This is a genomic window from Curtobacterium sp. SL109 (genome assembly GCF_026672405.1).
Taxonomy (GTDB): Bacteria; Actinomycetota; Actinomycetes; order Actinomycetales; family Microbacteriaceae; genus Curtobacterium.
In genome coordinates this window covers 559,220-569,079 of sequence record NZ_JAPPRB010000002.1, presented here as the reverse complement: position 1 = coordinate 569,079, position 9,860 = coordinate 559,220, and the positions used below count along the sequence as shown (strand labels likewise).

Genomic DNA, 9,860 nt, shown 5'->3' with positions numbered 1-9,860 from the left:
CGGAGGAGTACGTGCCTGAAGGTGTGACCGCGGGGATCACCCTCCTCGCCAACCGCTACGAGATCGGTGACGTGATCGGCCGTGGCGGCATGGCCACGGTGCACGTCGGGCAGGACACACGCCTCGGCCGTCGCGTGGCCGTCAAGCTCCTCAAGCCGAGCCTCGCCAACGACCCGGCCTTCCGCACGCGGTTCCGCCAGGAAGCCCAGGCAGCCGCGCGCATGGCGCACCCGACGATCGTCCGCGTGTACGACGCCGGCGAAGAGACCGTGACCGAGAACTCCGGTGCCGAGGTCCAGGTCCCCTTCATCGTCATGGAGCACGTCGAGGGCCGCCCGCTCAGCGAGGTCATCGCCGAGGGCCCCGTCGAGCAGGCCGAGGCCGTCCGCATCACCAGCGGCATCCTCACCGCGCTCGAGTACTCGCACCGCGCCGGCGTCGTCCACCGGGACATCAAGCCCGCGAACGTCATGGTCACCACCACCGGCCAGGTCAAGGTGATGGACTTCGGCATCGCCCGCGCCATCACCGACACCTCGGCCACGGTCGCGCAGACCACGTCGATCCTCGGTACCGCGTCGTACTTCTCCCCGGAGCAGGCCCGCGGCGAGACCGTCGACGCCCGCACCGACCTGTACTCCACCGGTGTCGTCCTGTTCGAACTGCTGACGGGCCGCCCGCCGTTCCTCGGGGACTCGCCCGTCGCCGTCGCCTACCAGCACGTCAGCGAGCAGCCCGTCCCCCCGTCGACGATCACCCCGTCGGTCTCGCCGGCGATCGACGCCGTGACCCTGCACGCCCTCGTGAAGGACCGCACCCGGCGCTTCCAGAACGCGGCAGAGTTCCGCCGCGACCTCGAGCAGGCCGCAGCGGGCCAGGTGCCGGCGTCGACGAAGAAGCTCCAGCAGCAGCGCGCGAACGACGCCTCGACGATGCTCTTCGGGGTCAACCCCCGCACCACCACGAACTCCGAGGTCGCCTTCCGCGAGCTCGACGACACCCAGGAGCACCGCCCACAGCGCACGCAGAACCGGCCGCCGGTCGCGTGGATCTGGGTGGGCATCCTGCTGACGATCGCGGTCATCACCGGGGTCGGGTTCTGGGTGGCGAACCTGCAGCCCGGCCAGGCCCCGATCGCGTCGTCGGTCAGCGTCCCGAACATCGTCGGCGCGACGTGGAGCTCCGCGTCGAGCGCGCTCGAACGGCGCGACCTGAAGCCGCTGCGCGTCGACGAGAACTCCGACGACGTGGCCAGCGGGTCGGTGATCCGCACCGAACCGGGCTCCGGCACGGCAGTGGCACGGCAGCAGGACATCCGTGTCGTCGTGTCCCTCGGCCCGGAACAGGTCGCGGTGCCCGACGTGGCGAACCAGGCCCAGGACGACGCCGAGCAGTCGCTCAAGGCCGCCGGCTTCGACGTCGGCTCGATCACGTCCGAGAACTCGACGTCCGTCCCCCAGGGGACGGTCCTCGGCTCTGACCCGGCCTCCGGCACCAGCCACACCAAGGGCACCGTCGTGAACCTGACCGTGTCGAACGGGCTCGTGACGCTGCCGGCCGTCCTGCAGCAACCGTTCAACACCGCGAACGCCACGCTGGCGAACCTCGGGCTCACCGTCCAGTCGCAGCCGGTCTACTCCTGCACCGGCGGCACCGTGGTGCAGCAGAGCGCGCCAGCCGGCGACATCGCCCAGGGCAGCACCGTCACGCTCACGTGGTGCGCCGCTTCCGACCGACCCACCACACCCCCCGCACCGACGAACGACACGGGCGGCGACCAGGGCGGGGACGACGACGGCGGTGACGGCGGCAACTGAGCCGTCCCGTCTGCACGCGCGTGCGGACCCGGCCCACCACCGGACTGGAGGCTCGTGGCGACGCCGTCACGAGCCTCCAGTCCGGTGGTGCGGGTGCGTCAGGCCTGTCGGGACGCGATCAGCGGGCCGAGGCCCGCTGCGCGGTCGGCGGCACCGGTGAGCCCGGTGGTCTCCAGCCAGTTGCCGACCATGCGGTAGCCGCCCTCGGTCAGGACGGACTCCGGGTGGAACTGCACACCGTAGACGCGGGCGTCCTGGTGCTGGACGCCCATGATGACGCCGCCGCCGGTGCGCGCCGTCACGGTGAGCTCGTCGGGGACGGTCCCGTCCACGATGGCGAGCGAGTGGTACCGCGTCGCCGTGAACGGGTGCGGGACCCCGGCGAAGAGCGTGCTGTCGTCGTGGTCGACCTGCGAGGTCTTGCCGTGCATGAGTTCTTCGGCGTGCGTCACGGTCGCACCCAGCGCCTCGGCGATGGCCTGGTGGCCGAGGCAGACGCCGAGCAGGGGCTTGTCGGCGTCGATGGCCGCGTGCACCGTGGCGATCGAGACGCCGGCGTCCCCGGGCGTGCCCGGACCGGGTGAGAGCAGCACGCCGTCGTACTCGGCGAGCCGGTCCGCGATCTCGGACTCGGGGAAGGCGTCGTTGCGGACGACGTCGGTCTGCGCGCCGAGCTGCTGCACGTAGCCGTTGAGCGTGTAGACGAAGCTGTCGTAGTTGTCGACGACGAGGATCCTGGTCATGGTCGGTTCACCGTACTCGTGGGGGTCGTGCAGAGGCTCTGTGCAGCCCGTGCGCACACATGTTCACGGTAGGATACCGGCCATGGCCAAGGACAAGGACCGCACCAAGCCCGCCCGGACGACCACCCGAGCCGACTCGGTCGACACGGCGGGCGATCAGCCCAACCCCGTGTGGTTCAAGCCGGTCATGTTCGGCTTCATGCTGATCGGCCTCGCCTGGGTGATCGTCTTCTACATCTCCCAGGGCACGCTGCCGGTCCCGTCGCTGAACTCGTGGAACATCCTGATCGGCTTCGGCATCATGTTCGTCGGCTTCCTGATGACCACACGGTGGCGCTGAGCCCCGTCTGACCTCACGACCACGCCCGCTGCACCTCCTGGTGCGGCGGGCGTTCTCGTGTGACCGGCGGACGGCGGGCGTTGTGGTGTGCCCGGCGAACGGCGGGCGTTCTCCACAGGACAGGGCTGTTGCCGCCCACGGAATTGGGGTTCTCCACAGAAGAACGCGTTCTCCACACCGCGTTCCACACCCCGGACCCGGAGTTGTCCACAGGTGTTTCCACAGTGGGGATAATCACACGCGTGTAACTCACCGAGTTGTCCACAGGTACGAAAACGCCCCGCCACAACAGTGACGGGGCGTTCGCAGTGTGACGGTCGAGCGGTCGGTCAGGCGAGAGCCAGGACGTAGCCGACGACCGTGAGGGCGATGATGAGCACCGCTTCACCGACGAGCAGGCCGATCTGCAGACCCCGCTGCCGGACGTTGCGCGTCTTCGAGAAGACGTACCCGGTGAGGAAGCCGACCGCGATGCCACCCACGTGGGCCTGCCAGGAGATGTTCGTCCCGGGGAGGAACCCGATCACCAGGTTCAGTCCCATGATCACGAGTAGGGAGACCGCGTTCGAGCCGAGGCTGCGCTGCAGGACGAAGAACGCCGCGAAGAGTCCGAAGATCGCACCCGAGGCACCGACCACCGAGGTCGTCGGCGCCAGCAGCGTCACGGCCATCGACCCACCGAGGCCCGACAGGAAGTACAGCGCGAGGAACCGCCACGACCCGAGCATGTTCTCGAGCATCCGTCCGAAGATGAACACCGCCCACATGTTGAACAGGATGTGGAAGAACCCCGAGTGCACGAACAGCGACGTCACCATGCGCCAGGGCTGCGTCGGCAGGTAGTACGCGTTGTAGCCGAGCAGCTGCGTGAAGAAGCGCCCGGACACCTGGTCGAGCAGCCAGATCGCGACCGAGACCGCGACGATGACCACCGTGGCCTTTTGGTCGAGCATGGCGAAGCGCCGTCGTGCGACCGTGAACCCGCTGGGTCCGGTCGCACGACGGTTCGCGGTGAACTGCGCTCGCTGCTCGCGCACGCACTCCGGGCAGTGCACCCCGACGGCCGCCGGCGTCTGGCACTCGGTGCAGATCGTCCGTCCGCACCGCTGGCAGAGGATGAAGCTCTGCCGGTCCGGGTGCCGGTAGCAGTAGTTCGCCGGGTTGTACGCCTGGTCGGTCAAGGTCAGACGGACTCGACGTCGATGCTGTTGATGACGACGTCCTCGACGGGCTTGTCACGACCGTCGGTGGGGACGCCCTCGATCGCGTCGACCACGGCGCGGGACTCGTCGTCGGCGACTTCACCGAAGATGGTGTGCTTGCCCTGGAGCCAGGGGGTCGCCACGGTCGTGATGAAGAACTGCGAGCCGTTGGTGCCACGGCCACCCTGGAGTCCGGCGTTGGCCATCGCGAAGATGTACGGGTTCTGGAAGGTGAGCTCGGGCGAGATCTCGTCGTCGAAGCGGTAGCCGGGGCCGCCGATGCCCTGGCCGAGCGGGTCGCCGCCCTGGATCATGAAGTCCTTGATGATGCGGTGGAAGACCACGCCGTCGTAGAGCTTGTCAGTGGAGACCTTGCCGGTGCCCGGGTGGGTCCACTCCTGCTGGCCGGTGGCCAGGTCGACGAAGTTCTTGACGGTCTTGGGAGCGTGGTTGCCGAACAGGTTGACGCGGATGTCGCCCTTGTTCGTGTGGATCGTTGCGACAGCGGTGTGCAGAGACATGTTCCGATTCTCGCATGCGTCCCCTGCGTACAGACGGTACCCACAGCTGTGACTCCGTGACCTGTCAGGCGTTGCGGTGGCAGGATGGGGGCCACGCCGTTCCGATGGAGGTACCAGATGACGACGATCGAACTGCCGCGCAAGCGCCGGAAGCAGATCAAGAAGCTCAAGGGCAAGACCGCCACGCTCCTCGGTGAGCAGCGCAAGGTGCTCGAGCACGCGAACGAGATCCTCGCCGAGGCCCGCTCGCACGCCGCTGACGCAGCACGCAAGGACATCGCACCCCGCGTCCAGAACGCGATCGACAACGGCATCCGCCCGGCTGTCGCCACGGGTGTCCACGCAGCCACCTCGGCAGCACAGACCGCTTCGCACCGTTTCCAGACCGAGGTCATCCCCGGCTTGGTCTCGACCGCGGGCTCGGTCATGAGCGTGGGCGACCTCGCGAAGGACCCCCCGCGTCAAGAAGCTCGTGAAGAACGCGCAGAAGAAGAGCAAGAGCGCGAAGAAGGCCGCTGCGAAGTACGTCCCGTCGCAGCAGAAGAAGGGCCTCGGTTTCGGTGGTGTCGCACTGATCATCGTCGGTGTCGTCGCCGTTGCCGGTGCCGCCTACGCCGCGTACCAGACGCTCCGAGCCGACGACGACCTCTGGGTTGCCGACGACTCCGACTCCGCGGACAAGTCCGCAGCCTGACCTCTCCGGTACGGACGACGGGCCTCGGCACTGCGCCGGGGCCCGTCGTCGTTCCCGGGGTGCCGTGGCGGCCACCGATGCCGAGATCGCACTTCGTGTCGCCCCAGCGCACGCCCAGCCGACACCAACTGCAATCTCACCCGGGGCGGCGGCGCCAGGCCAGCCTCGCACCGGACGGGAGGCGCGTCACGGGCCCGCCCCGAGCCTCCAGCCCGCCGACCGGTCATGACACCCCGCTCGCGTCCCGTCCACCGGCCACAGCCCGTCGTTGACCTCGCGCTGAGCCGACGACCCGCGACCACTCGGCGCACCTGAGCGGGGCGTTGCGCCCACTCGCGGTACCGAGATCGCACTCCCTGTCGCCTCGGCGCAGGCCGACAAGACACCAACTGCGATATCACCCGCGCGGCGGTGCCAGCCCAACCCCGCAGCGGACGGGAGGCGCGTCACGGGCCCGCCCCGAGCCTCCAGCCCGCCGACCGGTCACGACACCCCGCTCGCGTCCCGCCCACCGGCCACAGCCCGTCGGTGACGTCGCGCTGAGCCGACGACCCGCGACCACTCGGCGCACCGAGCGGGACGCCGAGATCGCACTTCGTGTCGCCTCGACGCACGCTGACCCGACACCAACTGGGATCTCACCCGGGCGTCGGCGCCAGGCCAGTCACGTACCGGACGGGAGGCGCGTCACGAGCCCGCCCCGAGCCTCCAGCCCGCCGACCGGTCACGACACGCCGCTCGCGTCCCGTCCACCGGCCACAGCCCGTCGGTGGCGGCCTGCCGAGTCGACGATCCGCGACCACTCGGCGCACCGAGCGGGACGCCGAGATCGCACTTCGTGTCGCCTCGGCGCACGCTGACCCGACACCAACTGCGATCTCACCCGGGCGCCGGTCCGGCTCCGGCCACGCACCGGACGGGAGGCGCGTCGCAGCCCCGCCCCGAGCCTCCAGTCCGCCGACCGGTCACGACACCCCGCTCGCGTCCCGTCCACCGGCCACAGCCCGTCGTTGACGTCGCGCCGAGCCGACGACCCGCGACCACTCGGCGCACCTGAGCGGGGAGTCGTGACCATCCGCGTCGGCGAGAACCCGCCCGCGCAGCACGAAGCCCCTGCGACGACGACCGGAGTCGACGACCAGGGGCCGAGGGAGTGGAGCCTAGGAGATTCGAACTCCTGACATCTGCCTTGCAAAGGCAGCGCTCTACCAACTGAGCTAAGGCCCCGGAGCGACCGAACCGGCCGCCACGTCGAGAGATCCGACGCGGGAGTTGAATTGTGGTGGGGCTACAAGGACTTGAACCTTGGACCTCTTCGTTATCAGCGAAGCGCTCTAACCGCCTGAGCTATAGCCCCTCAGACCGGATGAAAGCCTACCGCAGGAAGTCGTGGGAACGAAATCGAGTGGTCGGCCTCATCCGGCCGGGTGTGTCAGTTGTTGGTGAAGCCCACGAGCAGACCGCCCGTGATCCGCACGCTGAGGTTGTACAGCACGCTCACGATGGCGCCGAGCACGGTGCCGACGACGACGTTGAGGATGCCGACGACGATCGAGAACCCGAGGACCTGGCCCAGTGAGAACTGGTCCATGATCGAGTACCCGTTCTGCCCGGTGACGTCCTTCAGCAGCATGTCGATCTTCTCGAACACGCCGGTCTGGTTGAGGATGAGCCAGACGAGCGCGGTGGCGACGACGATCACGATGCTGCCGGCGAGGGCGATGAGGAAGCTGAGCTTCACCACCGACCAGAAGTCGAGGTACACGAGGCGCAGACGGACCTGTCGGGTGCCGACGGGCCGCTTCGCCTTCCTCTGGAGCTTCTCGGCGACACTACTCATTGCTTGACTGGTCCTCTCCGGCCACGGTGTCCGTGGGCACTGTGTCGGCGGGGTCGGGAGCCGCTTCGTCCGGGCTCACCGTCTCCACCGGGCCCGCAGGCTCGATCTCGGGGTCGTCCTGGTCGTCCAGGTTCCGCTCTGTGTTCCGGGCCACCGCGATGATCCGGTCGTTCTCCGCGAAACGCGCGAAGACGACTCCCATCGTGTCTCGGCCCTTGGCGGGGACCTCGGCCACGGCAGACCTTACCACCTTGCCCGATTGCAGCACGACGAGCACCTCGTCGTCCTCACCCACGATGAGCGCGCCCACCAGGTCGCCCCGGTCAGCGGCGAGCTTGGCCACCTTGATGCCGAGACCACCACGGCCCTGGATGCGGTACTGGTCGACGGAGGTGCGCTTGGCGTAGCCGCCCTCGGTCATCACCCAGACGAAGCCGTCGTCCGAGACCACCCGTGCCGCGAGCAGCGAGTCGCCGTCGCGGAAGGACATGCCCTTCACGCCGGAGGTCGACCGGCCCATCGGACGGAGCGTGTCGTTCGTCGCCGTGAAGCGGAGGGACATGCCGTGGCGCGAGACGAGGAGCAGGTCGTCGGTCTCGTCGACGAGCAGCGCCGACCGGAGCTTGTCACCGTCGCGCAGGTTGATCGCGATGATGCCGCCGGTGCGGTTCGTGTCGTACTCGGTCAGCGCGGTCTTCTTGACCAGGCCGTGCTCGGTGGCGAGCACGAGGTACTGGGCGGCCTCGTAGTCGCGGATGTCGAGGACCTGCTGGATCCGCTCGTCCGGCTGCATCGCGAGCAGGTTGGCGGAGTGCTGGCCCTTGGCGTCGCGGCCGGCTTCCTGCAGTTCGTACGCCTTGGCCCGGTAGACGCGGCCCTGGTCGGTGAGGAACAGCAGCCAGTGGTGCGTCGTCGTGACGAAGAAGTGCTCGACCACGTCGTCGGCACGCAGCTGGGCGCCACGCACGCCACGTCCGCCGCGGTGCTGCGCACGGTACTGGTCGCTGCGCGTGCGCTTGACGTACCCACCGCGGGTGATGGTGACGACGACCTCTTCCTCGGGGATGAGGTCCTCGATCGACATGTCGCCGTCGTACCCGAACATGATCTCGCTGCGGCGGTCGTCACCGAAGCGCTCGACGATCTCGTCGAGCTCCTCGCCGATGATGCGACGCTGGCGCTCCGGGCGGGCGAGGATGTCCTCGAAGTCGGCGATCTTGAGCTCGAGCGCCTCGGCTTCCTCGTGGATCTTCTGTCGCTCCAGCGCGGCCAGACGGCGCAGCTGCAGCTCGAGGATCGCGCGGGCCTGGATCTCGTCGACGGAGAGCAGGTCCATCAGGCCGCTCCGGGCCTCTTCGACGTCGGGCGACCGACGGATGAGCGCGATGACCTCGTCGAGGGCGTCGAGCGCTGCCAGGTAGCCGCGCAGGATGTGCGCGCGCTTCTCGGCTTCGCGCAGGCGGTACTGGGTGCGGCGGACGATGACCTCGACCTGGTGGTCGACCCAGGCGGAGATGAAGCCGTCGAGCGCCAGGGTGCGCGGGACACCGTCGACGATCGCGAGCATGTTCGCGCCGAAGTTCTCCTGCAGCTGCGTGTGCTTGTAGAGGTTGTTCAGCACGACCTTCGCCACGGCGTCGCGCTTGAGCACGATGACCAGGCGCTGGCCGGTGCGACCGGAGGTCTCGTCGCGGATGTCGGCGACGCCGGCGAGACGGCCGTCCTTGACCAGCTCGGCGATCTTGATCGCGAGGTTGTCGGGGTTGACCTGGTACGGCAGCTCGGTGACGACGAGGCAGGTGCGCGCCTGGATCTCCTCGACGCTGACGACGGCACGCATGGTGATCGACCCGCGGCCGGTCCGGTAGGCGTCCTGGATGCCCTTGACGCCGAGGATCTGCGCGCCGGTCGGGAAGTCCGGTCCCTTGATCCGCTGCATGAGCGCCGCGAGCAGCTCTTCACGCGTCGCGTCGGGGTTCTCGAGCGCCCACTTCGCGCCGGCGGCGACCTCGCGCAGGTTGTGCGGCGGGATGTTCGTCGCCATGCCGACCGCGATGCCGACCGACCCGTTGACGAGCAGGTTCGGGAAGCGGGACGGCAGGATCGCCGGCTCCTGCGTGCGGCCGTCGTAGTTGTCCTGGAAGTCGACGGTCTCCTCGTCGATGTCCCGGACCATCTCCATGGCGAGCGGCGCCATCTTGGTCTCGGTGTACCGCGGTGCCGCGGCGCCGTCGTTGCCGGGCGACCCGAAGTTGCCCTGGCCGAGGGCGAGCGGGTACCGGAGCGACCACGGCTGCACCAGGCGGACGAGTGCGTCGTAGATCGCGCTGTCACCGTGCGGGTGGAACTGGCCCATCACGTCGCCGACGACGCGGGAGCACTTCGAGAAGGCGCGGTCCGGCCGGTAGCCGCCGTCGTACATCGCATAGAGCACGCGGCGGTGCACGGGCTTCAGGCCGTCGCGGACCTCGGGCAGCGCGCGCCCGACGATGACCGACATCGCGTAGTCGAGGTACGACCGCTGCATCTCGAGCTGCAGGTCGACCTGCGAGATGCGGTCGCCGGAGACGACGATGTCCCCGACCTCGCCGTGCACGATCTCGGGCTGGTCGTCGTTGGTTTCGTTCTCGTCAGCCATCTGGCTCGGCTACCTTTCTGACGGCCCGGAGGCCGTGGTGGCGTTCGTCGCGCCGGGCGCGACCA

General features: G+C 68.9%; 8 protein-coding genes and 2 tRNA genes. 3 read left to right on the top strand and 7 right to left on the bottom strand.

Going from position 1 to position 9,860, the window contains the following annotated elements:
- The first annotated feature begins 11 nt into the window (after positions 1 to 11).
- The gene (pknB, locus tag OVA28_RS04110) at positions 12 to 1,817 is read left to right on the top strand and encodes a Stk1 family PASTA domain-containing Ser/Thr kinase (RefSeq protein ID WP_268095856.1); all 1,806 of its coding nucleotides are present in this window, start codon (positions 12 to 14) and stop codon (positions 1,815 to 1,817) included.
- A 98-nt stretch (positions 1,818 to 1,915) separates the two neighbouring features.
- On the opposite strand, the gene OVA28_RS04105 is transcribed toward pknB, so the two are convergent.
- Positions 1,916 to 2,560, bottom strand: coding sequence for an anthranilate synthase component II (locus OVA28_RS04105; protein WP_071278539.1), 645 nt, complete (start codon positions 2,558 to 2,560; stop codon positions 1,916 to 1,918).
- An 82-nt stretch (positions 2,561 to 2,642) separates the two neighbouring features.
- Here OVA28_RS04105 and OVA28_RS04100 point away from each other — a divergent pair, with 82 nt between their 5' ends.
- Entirely contained in the window at positions 2,643 to 2,900 is a 258-nt protein-coding gene (locus OVA28_RS04100) for a cell division protein CrgA (RefSeq protein WP_194659599.1), read from the top strand.
- Positions 2,901 to 3,229: 329 nt separating this feature from the next.
- Here the strand turns inward: OVA28_RS04100 and OVA28_RS04095 are convergent, their stop codons facing one another.
- Together OVA28_RS04095 and OVA28_RS04090 are read right to left on the bottom strand one after the other, a co-directional pair.
- Positions 3,230 to 4,081, bottom strand: coding sequence for a rhomboid family intramembrane serine protease (locus tag OVA28_RS04095; protein WP_194659598.1), 852 nt, complete (start codon positions 4,079 to 4,081; stop codon positions 3,230 to 3,232).
- 2 nt (positions 4,082 to 4,083) lie between these two features.
- Entirely contained in the window at positions 4,084 to 4,623 is a 540-nt protein-coding gene (locus OVA28_RS04090; protein ID WP_194626792.1) for a peptidylprolyl isomerase, read from the bottom strand.
- 472 nt (positions 4,624 to 5,095) lie between these two features.
- Between OVA28_RS04090 and OVA28_RS04085 the strand changes: the two genes are divergently transcribed.
- Positions 5,096 to 5,317: a hypothetical protein gene (locus tag OVA28_RS04085; RefSeq protein WP_268095855.1), complete on the top strand. Its 222-nt coding sequence runs from the start codon at positions 5,096 to 5,098 to the stop codon at positions 5,315 to 5,317.
- Positions 5,318 to 6,471: 1,154 nt separating this feature from the next.
- Here the strand turns inward: OVA28_RS04085 and OVA28_RS04080 are convergent.
- The 4 genes from OVA28_RS04080 to gyrA all read right to left on the bottom strand — a co-directional run bounded on the left by OVA28_RS04080 (position 6,472) and on the right by gyrA (position 9,795).
- Positions 6,472 to 6,544, bottom strand: a tRNA-Ala gene (locus OVA28_RS04080).
- 53 nt (positions 6,545 to 6,597) lie between these two features.
- Positions 6,598 to 6,674, bottom strand: a tRNA-Ile gene (locus tag OVA28_RS04075).
- 75 nt (positions 6,675 to 6,749) lie between these two features.
- The gene (locus OVA28_RS04070) at positions 6,750 to 7,157 is read right to left on the bottom strand and encodes a DUF3566 domain-containing protein (RefSeq protein WP_194626788.1); all 408 of its coding nucleotides are present in this window, start codon (positions 7,155 to 7,157) and stop codon (positions 6,750 to 6,752) included.
- Positions 7,150 to 9,795, bottom strand: a complete 2,646-nt coding sequence (gene gyrA / locus OVA28_RS04065) for a DNA gyrase subunit A (protein WP_194659596.1) — start codon at positions 9,793 to 9,795, stop codon at positions 7,150 to 7,152. Before gyrA ends, OVA28_RS04070 begins: the two co-directional genes overlap by 8 nt.
- Positions 9,796 to 9,860 lie beyond the last annotated feature (65 nt).

Bases quoted from the DNA above. Each gene is read 5' to 3' on its own strand.
- OVA28_RS04100 (WP_194659599.1), top strand. From the start codon at position 2,643: ATGGCCAAGGACAAGGACCGCACCAAGCCCGCCCGGACGACCACCCGA.
- OVA28_RS04105 (WP_071278539.1), bottom strand. From the start codon at position 2,560: ATGACCAGGATCCTCGTCGTCGACAACTACGACAGCTTCGTCTACACG.
- gyrA (WP_194659596.1), bottom strand. From the start codon at position 9,795: ATGGCTGACGAGAACGAAACCAACGACGACCAGCCCGAGATCGTGCAC.
- OVA28_RS04090 (WP_194626792.1), bottom strand. From the start codon at position 4,623: ATGTCTCTGCACACCGCTGTCGCAACGATCCACACGAACAAGGGCGAC.
- OVA28_RS04070 (WP_194626788.1), bottom strand. From the start codon at position 7,157: ATGAGTAGTGTCGCCGAGAAGCTCCAGAGGAAGGCGAAGCGGCCCGTC.